This is a genomic window from Pseudomonas sp. NDM (assembly GCF_003105095.1).
Lineage (GTDB): Bacteria > Pseudomonadota > Gammaproteobacteria > Pseudomonadales > Pseudomonadaceae > Aquipseudomonas > Aquipseudomonas moraviensis_A.
Genome location: NZ_QETJ01000104.1, coordinates 1 through 17,406 on the forward strand (window position 1 = coordinate 1; position 17,406 = coordinate 17,406).

19 protein-coding genes are annotated in these 17,406 nt (G+C 60.5%); all 19 read left to right on the forward strand.

Annotated features, from left to right (window positions below; translation table 11 throughout):
- The first annotated feature begins 197 nt into the window (after window positions 1-197).
- Window positions 198-689, forward strand: a complete 492-nt coding sequence (iscR, locus tag DCO47_RS18810) for a Fe-S cluster assembly transcriptional regulator IscR (RefSeq protein WP_016773323.1) — start codon at window positions 198-200, stop codon at window positions 687-689.
- Between the two features lie 50 nt (window positions 690-739).
- Complete coding sequence (locus DCO47_RS18815) at window positions 740-1,954, forward strand: IscS subfamily cysteine desulfurase (protein WP_039761430.1); 1,215 nt, start codon at window positions 740-742, stop codon at window positions 1,952-1,954.
- Window positions 1,955-2,055: 101 nt separating this feature from the next.
- Window positions 2,056-2,442, forward strand: coding sequence for a Fe-S cluster assembly scaffold IscU (iscU, locus tag DCO47_RS18820; protein WP_003227907.1), 387 nt, complete (start codon window positions 2,056-2,058; stop codon window positions 2,440-2,442).
- A gap of 34 nt (window positions 2,443-2,476) precedes the next feature.
- Entirely contained in the window at window positions 2,477-2,800 is a 324-nt protein-coding gene (gene iscA / locus DCO47_RS18825; protein ID WP_003227904.1) for an iron-sulfur cluster assembly protein IscA, read from the forward strand.
- A gap of 8 nt (window positions 2,801-2,808) precedes the next feature.
- Window positions 2,809-3,330, forward strand: a complete 522-nt coding sequence (gene hscB, locus DCO47_RS18830; RefSeq protein ID WP_116658666.1) for a co-chaperone HscB — start codon at window positions 2,809-2,811, stop codon at window positions 3,328-3,330.
- Between the two features lie 50 nt (window positions 3,331-3,380).
- Window positions 3,381-5,246, forward strand: coding sequence for a Fe-S protein assembly chaperone HscA (gene hscA / locus DCO47_RS18835; RefSeq protein WP_065616634.1), 1,866 nt, complete (start codon window positions 3,381-3,383; stop codon window positions 5,244-5,246).
- Complete coding sequence (fdx, locus tag DCO47_RS18840; RefSeq protein ID WP_016773327.1) at window positions 5,246-5,587, forward strand: ISC system 2Fe-2S type ferredoxin; 342 nt, start codon at window positions 5,246-5,248, stop codon at window positions 5,585-5,587. Before hscA ends, fdx begins: the two co-directional genes overlap by 1 nt.
- Window positions 5,588-5,601: 14 nt before the next feature.
- A complete protein-coding gene (gene iscX, locus DCO47_RS18845) occupies window positions 5,602-5,802 on the forward strand; it encodes a Fe-S cluster assembly protein IscX (protein ID WP_042608340.1) in 201 nt (66 codons plus the stop codon).
- An 87-nt stretch (window positions 5,803-5,889) separates the two neighbouring features.
- Window positions 5,890-6,315: a nucleoside-diphosphate kinase gene (gene ndk, locus DCO47_RS18850; protein WP_024014216.1), complete on the forward strand. Its 426-nt coding sequence runs from the start codon at window positions 5,890-5,892 to the stop codon at window positions 6,313-6,315.
- 28 nt (window positions 6,316-6,343) lie between these two features.
- Complete coding sequence (gene rlmN / locus DCO47_RS18855) at window positions 6,344-7,492, forward strand: 23S rRNA (adenine(2503)-C(2))-methyltransferase RlmN (protein ID WP_024014215.1); 1,149 nt, start codon at window positions 6,344-6,346, stop codon at window positions 7,490-7,492.
- A 12-nt stretch (window positions 7,493-7,504) separates the two neighbouring features.
- Window positions 7,505-8,263 carry a type IV pilus biogenesis/stability protein PilW gene (gene pilW / locus DCO47_RS18860; RefSeq protein WP_042608339.1) on the forward strand — a complete coding sequence of 253 codons (759 nt, stop codon included), beginning with the start codon at window positions 7,505-7,507 and terminating at the stop codon, window positions 8,261-8,263.
- Window positions 8,263-9,264 (forward strand): RodZ family helix-turn-helix domain-containing protein, encoded by a 1,002-nt coding sequence (locus DCO47_RS18865; protein WP_116658667.1) that lies wholly within the window; start codon window positions 8,263-8,265, stop codon window positions 9,262-9,264. Before pilW ends, DCO47_RS18865 begins: the two co-directional genes overlap by 1 nt.
- A gap of 3 nt (window positions 9,265-9,267) precedes the next feature.
- Window positions 9,268-10,377, forward strand: a complete 1,110-nt coding sequence (gene ispG, locus DCO47_RS18870) for a flavodoxin-dependent (E)-4-hydroxy-3-methylbut-2-enyl-diphosphate synthase (protein WP_042608337.1) — start codon at window positions 9,268-9,270, stop codon at window positions 10,375-10,377.
- A gap of 22 nt (window positions 10,378-10,399) precedes the next feature.
- Window positions 10,400-11,689, forward strand: coding sequence for a histidine--tRNA ligase (hisS, locus tag DCO47_RS18875; RefSeq protein ID WP_042608336.1), 1,290 nt, complete (start codon window positions 10,400-10,402; stop codon window positions 11,687-11,689).
- 41 nt (window positions 11,690-11,730) lie between these two features.
- Window positions 11,731-12,372: a tetratricopeptide repeat protein gene (locus DCO47_RS18880; protein WP_016773334.1), complete on the forward strand. Its 642-nt coding sequence runs from the start codon at window positions 11,731-11,733 to the stop codon at window positions 12,370-12,372.
- Window positions 12,365-13,516, forward strand: coding sequence for an outer membrane protein assembly factor BamB (gene bamB / locus DCO47_RS18885; protein ID WP_116658668.1), 1,152 nt, complete (start codon window positions 12,365-12,367; stop codon window positions 13,514-13,516). Before DCO47_RS18880 ends, bamB begins: the two co-directional genes overlap by 8 nt.
- A 136-nt stretch (window positions 13,517-13,652) precedes the next feature.
- Window positions 13,653-15,125, forward strand: a complete 1,473-nt coding sequence (gene der / locus DCO47_RS18890) for a ribosome biogenesis GTPase Der (RefSeq protein WP_024014210.1) — start codon at window positions 13,653-13,655, stop codon at window positions 15,123-15,125.
- 282 nt (window positions 15,126-15,407) lie between these two features.
- The gene (locus tag DCO47_RS18895) at window positions 15,408-16,556 is read left to right on the forward strand and encodes a pyridoxal phosphate-dependent aminotransferase (RefSeq protein ID WP_116658669.1); all 1,149 of its coding nucleotides are present in this window, start codon (window positions 15,408-15,410) and stop codon (window positions 16,554-16,556) included.
- The gene (locus DCO47_RS18900; protein WP_064364341.1) at window positions 16,544-17,335 is read left to right on the forward strand and encodes an amidohydrolase; all 792 of its coding nucleotides are present in this window, start codon (window positions 16,544-16,546) and stop codon (window positions 17,333-17,335) included. The genes DCO47_RS18895 and DCO47_RS18900 overlap by 13 nt, the downstream gene beginning before the upstream one ends.
- Window positions 17,336-17,406: the final 71 nt, after the last annotated feature.

Sequence of the window (17,406 nt, forward strand, 5' to 3'; positions counted from 1 at the left end):
AATGCATTCCAATAGTGGGAGCGAGCCTGCTCGCGAATAACGATAGCGCGGTTCCGCTGGCTGTACGCCGCAGGCCTTTGCTATCATGCGCGCGCTCTTTTGCGGGTAAACCCGACTAAAGCACTAGGTCTTATAGTTGACTTAAATGCTCGGGAATTGCATACTCCCGCCCATTCCGAACTCCGTGGTAACTGTCCATGCGACTGACTACAAAAGGCCGATACGCCGTGACCGCCATGCTTGACCTGGCGTTGCACGCGCAGCACGGGCCGGTGTCTCTGGCCGATATCTCCGAGCGCCAAGGCATCTCCCTGTCCTACCTCGAACAGCTGTTTGCCAAGCTGCGCCGCAGCAACCTGGTTTCCAGCGTTCGCGGTCCGGGTGGTGGCTACCAGTTGTCCCGCGACATGCAGGGCATCCAGGTCGCCCAGGTGATCGATGCGGTGAACGAATCGGTCGATGCCACCAAGTGCCAGGGCCAGGGCGATTGCCATTCCGGTGATACCTGCCTGACCCACCATCTGTGGTGCGACTTGAGCCTGCAGATTCACGAATTTCTGAGCGGTATCAGCTTGGCCGACCTTGTGACTCGCCGTGAGGTACAAGAAGTGGCCCAGCGTCAGGACCAGCGCCGTTGCAGCAGCAAGGCGCCACGCCTGGACAAGATTGAAGCGTCCGCCGTCGAATGACAGCCGAAGAGCTACCCGCGGCACGCCAGCCCTGATTTAGGAGATAGTCCATGAAATTGCCGATTTACCTTGATTACTCTGCAACCACCCCGGTTGATCCGCGCGTTGCGCAGAAAATGAGTGAATGCCTGCTGGTCGACGGGAACTTCGGTAACCCGGCGTCCCGTTCCCACGTGTTCGGCTGGAAGGCTGAAGAGTCCGTCGAAAACGCCCGTCGTCAGGTGGCCGATCTGGTCAATGCCGACCCGCGTGAAATCGTCTGGACCTCCGGTGCCACCGAATCCGATAACCTGGCGATCAAGGGCGCGGCACATTTCTACGCCTCCAAGGGCAAGCACCTGATCACCAGCAAGATCGAGCACAAGGCTGTCCTCGACACCATGCGCCAACTGGAGCGTGAAGGTTTCGAAGTGACCTACCTCGAGCCGACCGAAGACGGTCTGATCACGCCGGCAATGATCGACGCGGCCCTGCGCGAAGACACCATCCTGGTGTCGGTGATGCACGTCAACAACGAAATCGGCACCATCAACGACATCGCCGCCATCGGCGAGATGCTGCGCGCCAAGGGTGTGCTGTTCCACGTCGACGCCGCTCAGTCCACTGGCAAGGTCGAGATCGACCTGCAGAAGCTGAAAGTCGACATGATGTCGTTCTCCGCCCACAAGACTTATGGCCCTAAAGGCATCGGCGCGCTGTACGTCAGCCGCAAGCCGCGTGTGCGCATCGAAGCGACCATGCACGGCGGCGGTCACGAGCGTGGCATGCGCTCCGGCACCCTGGCTACCCACCAGATCGTCGGCATGGGTGAAGCGTTCCGCGTAGCCAAGGAAGACATGGCCGCTGAAAACGTGCGCATCAAAGCCTTGAGCGACCGTTTCTACCAGCAGGTCGAGCATCTGGAAGAGCTGTACGTCAACGGCAGCCTGACCGCCCGCGTTCCGCACAACCTGAACCTGAGCTTCAACTACGTTGAAGGCGAGTCGCTGATCATGGCGCTCAAGGATCTGGCGGTATCGTCCGGTTCGGCCTGCACCTCGGCGTCCCTGGAGCCTTCGTATGTACTGCGCGCCCTGGGCCGCAACGACGAACTGGCACACAGCTCGATCCGCTTTACCTTCGGCCGTTTCACCACCGAAGAAGAAATCGACTACGCCGCGCAGAAAGTCTGCGAGGCCGTTACCAAGCTGCGCGCTCTGTCGCCGCTGTGGGACATGTACAAAGACGGCGTCGATATCTCGAAAATCGAGTGGGCGGCACACTAACTATAGAAGCCGCCGGATACAGATCCTGTAGCGACGCGGCGGTTTACGCAGCGCAGTTGCAGGGTCTCAAGAGCGGCCCTGATGAGTGAGGATTGAGAATCATGGCTTACAGCGAAAAGGTCATCGACCACTACGAAAACCCGCGCAACGTCGGCAAGATGAACGCGGAAGATCCTGATGTCGGCACCGGCATGGTCGGCGCTCCGGCGTGCGGCGACGTGATGCGCCTGCAGATCAAGGTCAACGATCAGGGCGTTATCGAAGACGCCAAGTTCAAGACCTACGGCTGCGGTTCGGCGATCGCCTCCAGTTCCCTCGCTACCGAGTGGATGAAAGGCAAGACCCTGGACGAAGCCGAAACCATCAAGAACACTCAGCTGGCCGAAGAACTGGCCCTGCCGCCAGTGAAAATCCACTGCTCCGTGCTCGCAGAAGACGCTATCAAAGCGGCAGTTCGCGATTACAAGCAGAAGAAAGGCTTGATCTGACTTTCAAGATTTGGCGACGAGTAAGGAGTCACCGATGGCTATCAGCATGACAGAAGCGGCTGCTCGACACGTGCGGCGCTCCCTCGACGGGCGCGGCAAAGGTGAAGGGATTCGTCTGGGTGTTCGCACCACAGGCTGTTCCGGCCTTGCCTACGTGCTGGAGTTTGTCGACGAGGTAGTGGCGGAGGATCAGGTGTTCGAGAGTCACGGCGAAAAAGTGATCATCGACCCGAAAAGCCTGGCCTACCTGGACGGCACCGAGCTCGATTTCGTCAAGGAAGGGTTGAACGAAGGCTTCAAGTTCAACAACCCCAACGTGCGCGGTGAGTGTGGCTGCGGCGAAAGCTTCAACATCTGAGGCTGGTCGTGGGTATTCCTTGTCATTTCGCTTTATTCGAGCTGCAGCCGAGATTCCGCCTGGATCTCGAGCAGTTGGCCACGCGCTACCGTGAGTTGGCGCGCGGCGTCCATCCCGACCGTTTTGCCGACGCTTCGGAGCGCGAGCAGCGCTCGGCGCTCGAGCAATCGGCGCGGCTCAACGACGCCTACCAGACGCTCAAGAGCCCGGCCCAGCGTGCACGCTACCTGTTGAAGATCAGCGGGCATGAAGTGCCGATGGAAGTCACCGTCCACGATCCCGAGTTTCTTCTGCAGCAGATGCAATGGCGCGAAGAGCTCGAAGATCTGCAGGACAGTGCCGACCTCGACGGTGTCGCGGTATTCAAGCGTCGCTTGAAGGCAGCTCAGGAGCAGCTCAACGAAAGCTTCGCAGCCTGTTGGGATGATGCAGCGCAACGCGAGCAGGCCGAACGCCTGATGCGGCGCATGCAGTTCCTCGACAAGCTCACCTACGAAGTGCGCCAGCTGGAAGAGCGCCTCGACGATTAACCCAGCGCTGCCCTGATTGCACGCTGACAGACAGACAAGACCTGATCACCATGGCTCTACTGCAGATCGCCGAACCCGGCCAAAGTCCTCAACCGCACCAGCGTCGTCTGGCTGTGGGGATCGACTTGGGTACTACCAATTCGCTGGTCGCTGCGCTGCGCAGTGGTCTCTCCGAACCGCTGGCCGACGCCAACGGGCAGGTCATCCTGCCGTCCGCCGTGCGTTATCACGCTGACCGCGTCGAAGTCGGCGAGTCGGCCAAGCTCGCTGCATCCTCCGATCCTCTGAATACCGTGCTGTCGGTCAAGCGCTTGATGGGTCGTGGTCTTTCCGACGTCAAGCAACTGGGCGAGCAACTGCCGTACCGCTTTGTCGGTGGCGAATCGCACATGCCGTTCATCGACACCGTGCAAGGCCCGAAAAGCCCGGTCGAAGTGTCCGCCGATATTCTCAAGGTCCTGCGTCAGCGTGCCGAAGCGACCTTGGGCGGCGAACTGGTTGGCGCGGTGATCACCGTTCCTGCCTACTTCGATGATGCTCAGCGTCAGGCGACCAAAGATGCCGCCAAGCTTGCCGGTCTGAACGTGTTGCGTCTGCTCAATGAGCCCACCGCTGCTGCCGTGGCTTATGGTCTGGATCAGCACGCCGAAGGTCTGGTGGCGATCTACGACCTGGGTGGCGGTACTTTCGATATTTCGATCCTGCGTCTGACCGGCGGCGTTTTCGAAGTTCTGGCCACTGGCGGCGACAGCGCGCTGGGCGGCGATGATTTCGACCACGCGATTGCCGGCTGGATCATCGAGAGCGCTGGCCTGTCCGCCGATCTCGATCCGGGCGCACAACGCAATCTGCTGCAAACCGCTTGTGCGGCCAAAGAAGCCCTGACCGACGCGGCCAGTGTGGAAGTGGCTTACGGCGACTGGAAAGCACAACTGACCCGTGAAGCATTCGATGCGCTGATCGAGCCGATGGTCGCGCGCAGCCTGAAAGCCTGCCGCCGCGCCGTTCGCGATTCCGGTATCGAGCTGGAAGACGTCCACGCCGTGGTCATGGTCGGCGGTTCGACCCGCGTGCCGCGTGTTCGCGAGGCCGTTGCCGAAGCTTTCGGTCGTCAGCCATTGACGGAAATCGACCCGGATCAAGTGGTGGCCATCGGGGCCGCGATCCAGGCCGATACCCTGGCTGGCAACAAGCGCGATGGCGGCGAACTGCTGCTGCTCGACGTGATTCCGCTGTCCCTGGGGCTGGAAACCATGGGCGGTCTGATGGAAAAGGTGATTCCGCGCAACACCACCATTCCCGTCGCCCGCGCTCAGGATTTCACCACTTATAAAGACGGCCAGTCGGCCATGGCGATCCACGTCTTGCAGGGCGAGCGCGAGCTGATCAGCGACTGCCGCTCGCTGGCGCGCTTCGAATTGCGCGGCATTCCGGCGATGGTGGCCGGTGCGGCGAAGATTCGCGTGACCTTCCAGGTCGACGCCGACGGTCTGCTCAGCGTGTCTGCCCGTGAGCTGGGCTCGGGCGTTGAAGCGAGCATTCAGGTCAAGCCGTCCTACGGCCTGACCGATGGCGAAATCGCCAAGATGCTCAAGGATTCGTTCCAGCACGCCAATGACGACAAGGTCGCCCGCGTTCTGCGCGAGCAGCAAGTCGATGCCCAGCGCCTGCTCGAAGCAGTGCAGGGTGCGCTGGATACCGATGGCGAACGTTTGCTCGACGCCGAAGAGCGCATGGTCATCGAACTGCAGATGCAGGAATTGGCCGAACTGATGAAAGGTACCGATGGTTACGCCATCGAGCAGCAGACCAAGCGTCTGTCGCAAGTGACCGATGCTTTTGCTGCCCGCCGCATGGATCTGACGGTGAAAGCCGCTCTGTCGGGGCGCAACCTGAATGAAATCGAGGATATCTGATGCCGCAGGTCATTTTTCTGCCCCACGAGAAGTTCTGCCCTGAAGGCATGGTGGTCGAGGCTGCGCCCGGCACATCGATTCTCGAACTGGCCCACGAACACCACATCGAGATGGAAAGCGCCTGCGGCGGTGTCTGCGCCTGCACCACGTGCCACTGCATCATCCGCGAGGGTTTCGACTCGCTGGAAGAGGCTGACGAGCTGGAAGAAGACTTCCTCGATCGTGCCTGGGGCCTTGAAGCGCAATCGCGTCTGGCCTGTCAGGCCATCGTCGGTGAGGAAGACCTCACCGTCGAGATTCCGAAATATTCGCTTAACCATGCGGCCGAAGCGCCGCACTGACTGGTAAGACTGTCATGAGCTACGGTTGGAATGATGTTCAACGCATTGCCGAAGAGCTGGCCGAGGCCCACGAGGGGCTCGATCCATACTCTGTAGGTTTTGTCCGTCTGCAGCAGATGATCCTTGAGCTGCCTGACTTCGATGCTACTTCTGGTCGGGTCGGCGAGAAGGTGCTTGAAGCGGTTCAGGAGCTTTGGGCCGCAGAATCGGACTGATCGTCTCGCAGGTTAGGCAATACCCAAGAACCCGCGTATAATTCGCGGGTTTAATTTTTCGCAAATTACCGTTTCTGGAGTTACACCATGGCTGTTCAACGTACTTTCTCCATCATCAAGCCTGACGCCGTTGCTAAAAACGTGATCGGCAAGATCACCACTCGCTTCGAAGACGCTGGCCTGCGCGTTGTAGCTTCGAAACTGAAGCAACTGTCCAAAGCCGAAGCCGAAGGCTTCTACGCTGAGCACAGCGAGCGCGGTTTCTTCGGTGACCTGGTTGCTTTCATGACTTCCGGCCCGGTTGTCGTTCAGGTTCTGGAAGGCGAAAACGCTATCGCTCGCAACCGTGAGCTGATGGGCGCTACCAACCCTAAAGAAGCTGCTGCCGGCACCATCCGTGCTGACTTCGCTGAATCGATCGACGCCAACGCCGTTCACGGTTCGGACTCCGAAGCTGCTGCCGCTCGCGAAATCGCTTACTTCTTCGCAGCTACTGAAGTAACCACTCGCTAAGCATTGCTTGCAGAGTGAAGGTGAATCCATGACTACATCGACTGTTAAAACAAACCTGCTGGGTCTGACCCAGCCGGAAATGGAAAAATTCTTCGACTCAATCGGGGAGAAGCGTTTCCGTGCCGGTCAGGTAATGAAATGGATTCACCACTTTGGCGTCGATGATTTCGATGCCATGACGAACGTCAGCAAAGCCTTGCGCGACAAGCTCAAGGCCATTGCTGAAGTACGTGGTCCGGAAGTGGTCAGCGAGGACATCTCCAGCGACGGCACCCGTAAATGGGTGGTGCGCGTGGCGTCCGGCAGCTGCGTCGAGACCGTGTACATTCCCCAGGGCAAACGCGGCACCTTGTGCGTTTCGTCCCAGGCAGGCTGTGCCCTGGATTGCAGTTTCTGCTCCACCGGCAAGCAAGGCTTCAACAGCAACCTCACCGCCGCCGAAGTCATCGGTCAGGTGTGGATTGCCAACAAATCTTTCGGCAGCGTCCCGGCCACCGTCGACCGCGCCATCACCAACGTGGTGATGATGGGCATGGGCGAGCCGTTGCTGAACTTCGACAACGTCGTCGCCGCCATGCATCTGATGATGGATGACCTCGGCTACGGGATCTCCAAGCGCCGCGTGACCCTGTCCACCTCGGGTGTGGTGCCGATGATCGATGAGCTGGCCAAGCACATCGACGTATCCCTGGCGTTGTCGCTGCACGCACCAAATGACGCATTGCGTAACCAATTGGTGCCGATCAACAAGAAATATCCGCTTAAGATGCTGCTCGAGTCGTGCCAGCGCTACATGTCCGCCCTTGGCGAGAAACGTGTGCTGACCATCGAGTACACCTTGCTCAAGGACGTCAACGACAAGCTTGAGCACGCGGTGGAAATGATCGAGCTGCTCAAAGACATCCCGTGCAAGATCAACCTGATCCCGTTCAACCCGTTCCCGCACTCCGGGTACGAGCGGCCGAGCAACAATGCCATCCGCCGCTTCCAGGATCAGTTGCATCAGGCCGGCTTCAACGTCACCGTGCGCACCACTCGTGGTGAAGACATCGATGCCGCATGTGGTCAATTGGTAGGGCAGGTGCTGGATCGCACCCGTCGCAGCGAACGTTACATCGCCGTGCGCGAGTTGAGCGCCGACAGCGATCTGGCACAGAACGCCGCGAACACTAACTAAGAGAGGATCTCTATGTCCCTGCGCTTTGCGCTGCTGTTGCTGTTGGCCAGCCTGTGCGCTGGTTGTGTCCTGTCGGGTGACTACAACCCGATGAAGACCAGCAAGGGCCGCGATGAAGCGCGGGCTGCCTACGTGCAGCTGGGGCTGGGCTACCTGCAGCAGGGCATGACCGAGCGGGCCAAGGTGCCCTTGAAGAAAGCGCTGGAGCTGGACGGATCCGACCCTGACGCCAATGCGGCCCTCGGTCTGGTGTTTCAGGCCGAAATGGAGCCTGCACTGGCCGACGAGCACTTTCGCAAGGCCCTGTCTTCCCGTCCCGCCGATGCGCGCATCCTCAACAACTACGGCAGTTTTCTCTACGAACAACAACGCTACAAGGAAGCCTACGAGCGTTTTGAACAAGCGGCCGCCGATACCCTGTATCCTGAGCGTTCGCGGGTCTTCGAAAACCTCGGCATGACCGCCGCCAAGCTGGGCCAGCGTGATCTGGCGCAGCAACAGCTGGAAAAAGCCCTGCGCCTGAACCGCCAACAACCACGCGCATTGCTGGAAATGGCTGAGTTGTCCTTCGAAGACAGGCATTATGTGCCCGCGCGTGACTATTACGACCGTTTCAGCCAGCTGACCGAACAAAATGCACGTAGTCTATTGCTCGGCGTTCGGCTGGCAAAAGTGTTTGAAGATCGCGACAAGGCAGCCAGTTACGGTCTGCAATTAAAACGACTCTATCCCGGTACGCCGGAATATCAGCAATACCTGTCGGAGCAATGATGAAAGCGGCGCATCCCGAAGTTGTAGCAGCGAATCGCGTTAATCCCGGTGAGACCCTGCGCCAGGCCCGCGAAAGCAATGGCTGGTCGCTGGCCGAAGTGGCCCTCAAGCTCAACCTCACCGTGACGTCCCTGAGCAATCTTGAAGCCGGCGCTTTCGACAAGCTGCCGGGGCATACCTTCGCTCGCGGTTACATTCGCGCCTATGCCAAATTGCTCGGCATGGACCAGACCGTTCTGGTTCAGCAATTCGACCAGTCCACCGGCACCGACTCCCAGGGCAGCAACGTTCACGCCCTCGGTCGGATCGAAGAGCCGGTGCGCGTTTCCCACACGATTTTGCGTATCGTCAGCCTGTTGCTGCTGATCGCGGTCATCGGCGGCGGTTTCGTCTGGTGGCAGGATCAGACCTCGCAGCGCACCCGCGATCTGACCAGCCTCGCGCCGGAGCACGTCGAAGTCGAAGGCGCTGACGGCACCACGCAGATTCACCCGATCGACGAGCCGGAAGATCAGGCTGACAACTCGACTTCGCTGGCCTTGCCGCAGTCGGAAACCAGCGCTGAATCCACCGGTGCCGAATCCGCTGCGCCAGCGACCGAGCCAGCTGCCCCGGCAGTTGCGCCAAGCGCACCGGCACAGACGCCTGCGCCAGTGGTGGCGGCTCCGGCCACTCCAGCGCCGAATGTCCCAGCGACACCTGCCCCGACCGCGCCGGTTGCTCAAGCGCCAAGCGCTGAAGCAGCTGCGCCGGTTGCCGGCGAAGGTCAGGTCCAGCTGCAGTTCACAGGCGATTGCTGGGCACAGGTGACCGATGGCCGTGGCAAAGTGATTTTCAGCGGCCTGAAGCATAAAGGCGACAGCGTGAGTGTTTCCGGCAAGCCGCCGCTCGCTGTACGTCTGGGCGTTGCCCGCGCGGCACAGGTCAGCTACAACGGCCAACCGGTCGATATCGCTCCGTTCACCAGTGGCGAGACTGCTCGCCTGAAGTTGGGTCAATAAGTCATGCACGGCGAATCTCCAATCAAACGTCGCGAATCGCGCAAGATCTGGGTCGGCAACGTACCGGTGGGCGGCGACGCGCCGATCGCTGTGCAGAGCATGACCAACAGCGACACCAATGACGTGGCCGCGACCGTGGCGCAGATCAATCGTCTGGAAGCTGCCGGCGTCGACATCGTTCGCGTCTCGGTACCGGACATGGACGCCGCCGAGGCGTTCGGCAGGATCAAGCAACTGGTCAAAGTGCCGTTGGTGGCCGACATTCACTTCGACTACAAGATCGCCTTGCGCGTGGCCGAACTGGGCGTCGACTGCCTGCGTATCAACCCGGGCAACATCGGTCGCGAAGACCGCGTGCGTGCCGTGGTCGATGCGGCCCGTGATCGCGGCATTCCGATCCGCATCGGCGTCAACGCCGGTTCCCTGGAAAAAGACCTGCAGAAGAAATACGGCGAGCCGACCCCGGCCGCATTGGTCGAATCCGCGCTGCGCCACGTTGAGCACCTCGAACGCCTGAATTTCCAGGACTTCAAGGTCAGCGTGAAGGCCTCCGACGTGTTCATGGCTGTCGAAGCCTACCGTTTGCTGGCGAAAGAAATCGTTCAGCCATTGCACCTGGGCATCACCGAAGCTGGCGGTTTGCGTTCGGGCACGGTGAAATCCGCCGTGGGCCTAGGTATGCTGCTCGCCGAAGGGATTGGCGATACTATCCGCATCTCGCTGGCGGCCGATCCGGTCGAGGAAGTGAAGGTCGGTTACGACATTCTCAAGTCTTTGCATCTGCGTTCCCGTGGCATCAACTTCATCGCCTGCCCGAGCTGCTCGCGGCAGAACTTCGATGTGGTCAAGACCATGAACGAGCTGGAAGGGCGCCTTGAAGACCTGCTGGTGCCGCTGGATGTCGCGGTCATCGGTTGCGTGGTCAACGGCCCCGGCGAAGCCAAGGAAGCCCATATCGGCTTGACCGGCGGCACGCCAAACCTGATTTACATCGACGGCAAGCCGTCGCAGAAGCTGACGAATGACAATCTGGTGGACGAGCTGGAAAAGCTGATCCGCCAGAAAGCGGCCGAAAAGGTCGAAGCTGACGCTGCCGTTATTGCGCGCGGCTGATCGAACGAATTAAGGAAATTTTGTGAGCAAGTCTCTGCAAGCCATTCGTGGCATGAATGACATCCTGCCCGAACAGACCCCGCTGTGGCGTTATTTCGAAGGCACTGTGGCGCGTCTGCTGGATAACTACGGTTACAAGCAGATCCGCATGCCGATCGTCGAGTTCACCGAGCTGTTCAAACGCTCGATCGGCGAAGTCACCGATATCGTCGAAAAAGAGATGTACACCTTCGAAGACCGCAATGGCGACTCCCTGACCCTGCGTCCGGAAGGCACCGCGGCCTGCGTGCGCGCAGTGCTCGAACACGGCATCACCGGCGGCGGTCAGGTGCAGAAACTCTGGTACATCGGCCCGATGTTCCGCCACGAGCGTCCGCAGAAAGGCCGCTATCGCCAGTTCCACCAGATCGGTCTGGAGGTGTTCAACCTCGACGGTCCGGACATCGACGCCGAGCTGATCATCATGACCTGGCGCCTGTGGGGCGAGCTGGGCATTCGAGATGCGGTCAAGCTCGAACTCAACAGCCTCGGCACCAGCGAATCCCGTGGCCGCTATCGTGAAGCGCTGGTCGAGTACCTCTCGGCGCACCACGACAAGCTCGACGAAGACAGCCAGCGTCGCCTGAAAACCAACCCGCTGCGCGTGCTCGACACGAAAAATGCCGACACCCAGGCCGTGCTGGTCGATGCGCCGAAAATGGCCGATTACCTCGACGACGAGTCCCGTGCTCACTTCGAAGGACTGAAGGCGCGTCTGGATGCCGTCGGCATTCCTTACGTGCTCAACCCGAAACTGGTGCGCGGCCTCGATTACTACAGCAAAACCGTTTTCGAATGGGTCACCGACAAGCTCGGCGCCCAGGGCACCGTGTGCGCGGGCGGCCGTTACGACGGTCTGGTCGAGCAGATGGGCGGCAAGCCAACCCCGGGCGTGGGTTTCGCCATGGGCATCGAGCGCCTGGTCCTGATGCTCGAAACCCTCGAGCAGATCCCGGAAGAAATTTCCCGTCAGGTCGACGTCTACCTCTGCGCCTTCGGTGAAGAAGCCGAGCTGGCCGGTCTGGCCCTGGCCGAACGGGTTCGCGATCAACTTCCAAACCTGCGCCTGCAAGTCAATGCCGGCGCCGGCAGTTTCAAAAGCCAGTTCAAGAAGGCCGACAAGAGCGGTGCGCTGTACGCATTGATCCTCGGTGACGACGAAATGGCCCAGCAAGTGGTAGGTTTCAAACCCCTGCGTGGCCAGGGCGAACAACAAAGCATTGCCTGGGATGCGCTCGCCGCTCACCTGGCCACCTGCGTCGTGCAGGGTTGAAGCTGTCTTAACAGCCGATTTAGCGATTAAGGAGTATTGGGGTGTCGAGTACCGAAGACGAACAGTTGGCGGATTTGAAGGACTGGTGGACACGCAACGGCAAACCTCTGGTCACCGGCGGCCTGTTGGCGCTGGTCATCGTGTTCGGCTGGCAGGCATATCACAAGTACCAGAGCAACCAGTCGCAAGGCGCCTCGGTGCTCTATCAGCAATTGCTGGAAACCACGCTGACGCCTGACGGCAAGCCTGATGCGGCCCGCGTTGCCGATCTGGCCGGCAAGCTCAACAGCGAATACGGCGGTTCGGCCTACGCGCAGTACGGCAGCCTGTTCGTCGCCAAAGTAGCGGTCGACAGCGGCAAGCTGGACGACGCGGCGACCGAACTCAAAGCCATTGTCGACAAACCGGCCAACCCGGCGCTGGGCGAAATCGCCCGTCAGCGTCTGGCGCAAGTGCTGGGCGCGCAGGACAAGGCTGAAGATGCCCTGAAACTGCTCGACGGCGATGCCGACAAAGCGTTCCTGGCCACTCGCGAAGAACTCAAGGGCGACCTGCTGGTGCGCTTGGGCCGTACCGATGACGCGAACAAGGCGTATCAAAAAGCCAAGGCGGCACTGTCGGATGAAGCGGCGGTCGGTGGCCTTCAAATCAAGCTCGACGACCTGGCCAAAGGGGATGCGTGACGTGATCCGTTGGAAGCATGCAGCATTGCTGGCTCTGGCCCTTCTGGCCGCGGGTTGCAGCAGCAACAGCAAGAAAGAATTGCCACCGGCCGAACTGACCGACTTCAAAGAAGAAGTCGTTCTGCACAAGCAGTGGAGCCGCTCGATCGGTGACGGTCAGGGCGAAACCTACAACATGCTGGTGCCGGCGATCGACGGTGACACCATCTACGCCGCTGATGTCACTGGCGTGGTGATGGCGCTGGATCGCAGCAACGGCGACGTGAAGTGGGACCAGGATCTGGAACTGCCTGTCTCCGGCGCCGTTGGCGTGGGTTACGGTCTGGTACTGATCGGTACCCTGCGTGGCGAAGTTGTCGCGCTCGATACCAGCAATGGTGATGAGAAGTGGCGTGCCCGCGTCAACAGTGAAGTCCTCGCGCCGCCGGCCAACAACGGCGACGTGGTGGTTGTACAGACCCAGGACGATCGTCTGATCGGTCTGGACGCGGCCACTGGCAACCAGCGCTGGGTGTATGACAGCACCCCGGCGGTCCTGACCCTGCGTGGCACCAGTGCTCCGCTGGTGACCAATCGTCTGGCGGTAGCTGGCCTGTCGACCGGTAAAGTGGTCGCTCTGGATATCACCAACGGCGTGCCGGTGTGGGAACAACGTATCGCCATTCCACAGGGTCGTTCGGAACTGGAGCGCGTGGTCGACATCGACGGCGGTCTGCTGTTGTCTGGCGGCACGCTGTACGTCGCCAGCTATCAGGGTCGCGTGGCGGCACTGGACCTGGAAAGCGGTCGCCAACTGTGGCAGCGCGATGCGTCGAGCTACGCCGGTATCGCTCAGGGTTTCGGCAGCGTTTACGTGAGCCTGTCCTCGGGCACCGTCGAAGGCGTCGACGAGCGTTCGACCACTGCACTGTGGAGCAACGATTCGTTGGCTCGCCGTCAACTGTCGGCACCGGAAGTGTTCTCCAGCTACGTAGCTGTGGGTGACCTGGAAGGTTATCTGCACCTGCTGAGTCAGGTCGACGGTCGTTTCGTCGGCCGTGAACGCATCGACAGCGACGGCCTGCGTGCCCGTCCGCTGGTGGTGGGCGACACGATTTATGTGTATGGCAACAGCGGCAAACTGGAAGCCCTGACCATCAAGTAACAACTATGCTTGGGGTTCATCCCCAAGCGGCCCTGCATCAGCAGGGTTTTGCAGCGCCCCCGGGTGTTGCCCCGAGCACCAGCCGCTGCCTCGCAGCGGCTTTTGTATTTTCTGAAATAACGCAGTGGAGAGCCGCATGGTTCCCGTAATCGCCCTGGTGGGCCGACCGAACGTCGGCAAGTCCACCTTGTTCAACCGCCTGACCAGGACTCGTGACGCCATCGTCGGCGACCTGTCCGGTCTGACCCGTGATCGCCAGTACGGTGAGGCCAAGTGGCAAGGGCGTTCCTACATTCTGATCGACACCGGCGGTATCTCCGGTGACGAACATGGTATGGACGAAAAAATGGCCGAGCAGTCGCTGCTGGCCATCGAAGAAGCCGATGTGGTGCTGTTTCTGGTAGATGCCAAGGCCGGTTTTACCGCTGCCGACCAGATGATCGCCGAGCATTTGCGCAAACGTAACAAGCGTTCCCACGTGGTGGCCAACAAGGTCGACAACATAGACCCGGAAATGGCCCGCGCCGAATTCGCCCCGCTGGGCATGGGCCACGCGATCCCGATCGCCGGCGCCCACGGCCGTGGCATCACGCAACTGCTGGAAGCCGCCCTGAGCGAATTCCCGCGCGATGATGACGAGCCGGCTGAAGGTGAAGAGGAAGAAGTCGTCGCCGAAGGCGAGGAAGCCAAGCGCATTCCTGGCCCGAGCGAGAAAGACGGGATCAAGATCGCCATCATCGGCCGTCCTAACGTCGGCAAGTCGACTCTGGTCAACCGCATGCTCGGTGAAGACCGCGTCATCGTGTATGACCAGCCCGGCACTACCCGCGACAGTATCTACATTCCGTTCGAACGCAATGAAGAGAAGTACACGCTGATCGACACCGCCGGTGTGCGCAAGCGCGGCAAGATCCACGAAGAAGTCGAAAAATTCTCCGTGGTCAAAACCCTGCAGGCGATCAAAGACGCCAACGTGGTGATCTTCGTCATGGACGCCCGCGAGGGTGTGGTCGATCACGACTTGAACCTGCTGGGCTTCGCGATCGAATCCGGTCGTGCGCTGGTCATCGCGATCAACAAGTGGGACGGCATGACGCCGAGTGAGCGCGACTTCGTCAAGGTCGAGCTGCAACGCCGGCTGTTCTTCGTCGACTACGCCGACATTCACTTCATCTCGGCGCTGCACGGTACTGGCGTGGGCAACCTCTACGCCTCGGTGCAGAACTCGTTCAAGTCCGCGGTTACCCGCTGGCCGACCAACCGCCTCACCCAGATTCTGGAAGATGCGGTGGGCGAGCACGCGCCACCGATGGTCAACAACCGCCGGATCAAGCTGCGTTACGCTCACCTGGGTGGCGCGAACCCGCCGATCATCGTGATCCACGGTAACCAGATCGAGAAAGTGCCGAAGTCGTACGTCCGCTATCTGGAAAACACTTACCGTCGTGTACTCAAGTTGGTCGGTACGCCGATCCGCATCGAGTTCAAGGGCGGCGAGAACCCGTACGAAGGCAACAAGAACACGCTGACCGACCGCCAGGTCAACAAGAAGCGTCGCTTGATGTCGCACAACAAAAAAGCCAGCAAGAAGCGCCGCGACAAGAAGTGATTGACTGTCTGGAGTGGGATTTTTGTGGCGAGGGAGCTTGCTCCCGCTGGATCGCGAAGCGATCCCGAAGCCTGCAACCGTAGTCGTTCAGACAGAACGCATCGGGCTGCTTTGCGACTGCTGCGCAGCCGAGCGGGAGCAAGCTCCCTCGCCACAGAGTTCGGTGTGCTGGCAAAGAAGAAGGGCGCCGTTCAGGCGCCCTTTTTTTATGAGCGCCGGATGGGCTATCCTCGGGCTCTCCCGCGCCGTCGTCAGAGCCGGGTGTTGAGCAGAGAACCCCCGATGATCACCAGCAAGCTGCCGAATGTCGGCATCACTATTTTCACGCAGATGTCTCAGCTCGCGGCGCAGACCGGCGCGATCAACCTGTCTCAGGGTTTCCCGGATTTCGACGGGCCGCAGTCGCTGCGTGATGCGGTCGGGCGGCATATCGCCAGTGGCCATAACCAGTATTCGCCGATGACCGGATTGCCGGCGTTGCGTGAGCAGATCGGGGCGAAGATCGCGCGCAGTTATGGCGTGAATGTCGATGCCGATCACGAAGTGACAGTGACGCCCGGTGCGACTCAGGCAATCTTCTGCGCGATTCAGGCAGTTATCCACAGCGGCGACGAAGTCATCGTGTTCGATCCGTGCTACGACAGCTATGCACCGGCCACGGAGTTGGCAGGTGGTCGTTGCGTGCATGTGCAACTGAACCCGGACGATTTCTCCATCGATTTCGACCAGCTCGCCGCGGCCCTGAGCCCGCGCACGAAAATGATCGTCATCAACACACCGCATAACCCGAGCGGCGCCTTGATCAGCCGCGACGAGCTCGATCAACTGGCGGCGTTGATCCGTGATCGCGACATCTACCTGATCAGCGACGAAGTCTACGAACACCTGGTGTTCGACGGCGTACCGCATGTCAGCGTGCTGGCCCATGAGGAGCTGTATCAGCGGGCGTTCGTGGTCAGCTCGTTCGGCAAGACTTACCACGTCACTGGCTGGAAAACCGGCTACGTCGTCGCGCCGCCGGCCCTGACGGCCGAGCTGCGTAAAGTGCATCAGTACGTGAGTTTCTGTGGCGTGACACCGCTGCAATACGCGCTGGCCGACTACATGGCCGAGCACCCGGAGCACGTTGAACAGTTGCCGGGCTTCTATCAGGCCAAGCGCGATCTGTTCTGCGATCTGCTCGCGCCGTCGCGCTTCAGCTTCACCCGGGTGAGCGGCACCTATTTCCAGCTGGTCGATTATTCGCAGATCCGTCCCGATCTGAATGATGTCGACATGGCCATGTGGATGACCCGCGAGCACGGTGTCGCGAGCATTCCGGTGTCGGTGTTCTACCAGAATCCACCGCAAGGCCAGCGCCTGATACGCCTGTGCTTTGCCAAACGCGAGGAGACGCTGCGTGAAGCGGCGGCGAAACTATGCGTGATCTGAGTACATTGCCCGACCTGACCCTGGCGCTGATCCAGACGAGCCTGGCCTGGCACGATCGCCGGGCCAACCTCGAGCATTTCGAGCTATTGCTGGAGCAGGCCCGTGGTGCCGATCTGATCATCCTCCCGGAGATGTTCACCACCGGGTTTTCCATGGAATCGGAAACCCTCGCCGAGGCGGAAAACGGGCCGACCAGCAAATGGCTGCGGACGCAGGCAGCGAAGTTCGATGCGGTCATCACTGGCAGCGTGATCATTCAGGCGGCTGACGGCAGCCATCGTAACCGCCTGCTGTGGGCGCGGCCGGACGGCGAAGTGCTGCATTACGACAAGCGCCACCTGTTCCGCATGGCCGGCGAGCACAACCATTACACCCCGGGCGAGCGTCAGGTGCAGTTCGAACTCAAGGGCTGGCGGATTCGTCCGCTGATCTGCTACGACCTGCGTTTCCCGGTGTGGAGCCGCGACGCGCAGGACACCGATCTGCTGCTGTACACCGCGAACTGGCCGGGCGCACGGCGTCTGCACTGGAATCGCTTGCTGCCGGCGCGTGCGATTGAAAACCTCTGCTACGTAGCGGCGGTGAATCGGGTGGGCAGCGATGGCAAGGGCTTCGCGTATACCGGTGACAGTCAGGTGCTGGATTTCCAGGGCGAGACTTTGCTGGCGGCGGGGGAGGCGGATGGCGTGTTCAAAGTGATTCTGGAAGCTGCGCCGTTGGCTGCTTATCGCGAACGTTTCCCGGCGAACCTGGATGCCGATACATTCCAGTTCACTTGAAAAGCAAAAGATCGCAGCCTTCGGCAGCTCCTACATTGGGACGGCGTACATCCTGTAGGAGCTGCCGAAGG

What these genes read in the sequence shown, in the direction of transcription:
- ispG (WP_042608337.1), top strand. Translation starts at nt 9,268, where the DNA reads ATGCACGGCGAATCTCCAATCAAACGTCGCGAATCGCGCAAGATCTGG.
- pilW (WP_042608339.1), top strand. Translation starts at nt 7,505, where the DNA reads ATGTCCCTGCGCTTTGCGCTGCTGTTGCTGTTGGCCAGCCTGTGCGCT.
- bamB (WP_116658668.1), top strand. Translation starts at nt 12,365, where the DNA reads ATGCGTGACGTGATCCGTTGGAAGCATGCAGCATTGCTGGCTCTGGCC.
- iscA (WP_003227904.1), top strand. Translation starts at nt 2,477, where the DNA reads ATGGCTATCAGCATGACAGAAGCGGCTGCTCGACACGTGCGGCGCTCC.
- iscU (WP_003227907.1), top strand. Translation starts at nt 2,056, where the DNA reads ATGGCTTACAGCGAAAAGGTCATCGACCACTACGAAAACCCGCGCAAC.
- DCO47_RS18865 (WP_116658667.1), top strand. Translation starts at nt 8,263, where the DNA reads ATGAAAGCGGCGCATCCCGAAGTTGTAGCAGCGAATCGCGTTAATCCC.
- der (WP_024014210.1), top strand. Translation starts at nt 13,653, where the DNA reads ATGGTTCCCGTAATCGCCCTGGTGGGCCGACCGAACGTCGGCAAGTCC.
- DCO47_RS18895 (WP_116658669.1), top strand. Translation starts at nt 15,408, where the DNA reads ATGATCACCAGCAAGCTGCCGAATGTCGGCATCACTATTTTCACGCAG.
- DCO47_RS18900 (WP_064364341.1), top strand. Translation starts at nt 16,544, where the DNA reads ATGCGTGATCTGAGTACATTGCCCGACCTGACCCTGGCGCTGATCCAG.
- fdx (WP_016773327.1), top strand. Translation starts at nt 5,246, where the DNA reads ATGCCGCAGGTCATTTTTCTGCCCCACGAGAAGTTCTGCCCTGAAGGC.
- ndk (WP_024014216.1), top strand. Translation starts at nt 5,890, where the DNA reads ATGGCTGTTCAACGTACTTTCTCCATCATCAAGCCTGACGCCGTTGCT.
- rlmN (WP_024014215.1), top strand. Translation starts at nt 6,344, where the DNA reads ATGACTACATCGACTGTTAAAACAAACCTGCTGGGTCTGACCCAGCCG.
- hscA (WP_065616634.1), top strand. Translation starts at nt 3,381, where the DNA reads ATGGCTCTACTGCAGATCGCCGAACCCGGCCAAAGTCCTCAACCGCAC.
- iscX (WP_042608340.1), top strand. Translation starts at nt 5,602, where the DNA reads ATGAGCTACGGTTGGAATGATGTTCAACGCATTGCCGAAGAGCTGGCC.
- DCO47_RS18815 (WP_039761430.1), top strand. Translation starts at nt 740, where the DNA reads ATGAAATTGCCGATTTACCTTGATTACTCTGCAACCACCCCGGTTGAT.
- iscR (WP_016773323.1), top strand. Translation starts at nt 198, where the DNA reads ATGCGACTGACTACAAAAGGCCGATACGCCGTGACCGCCATGCTTGAC.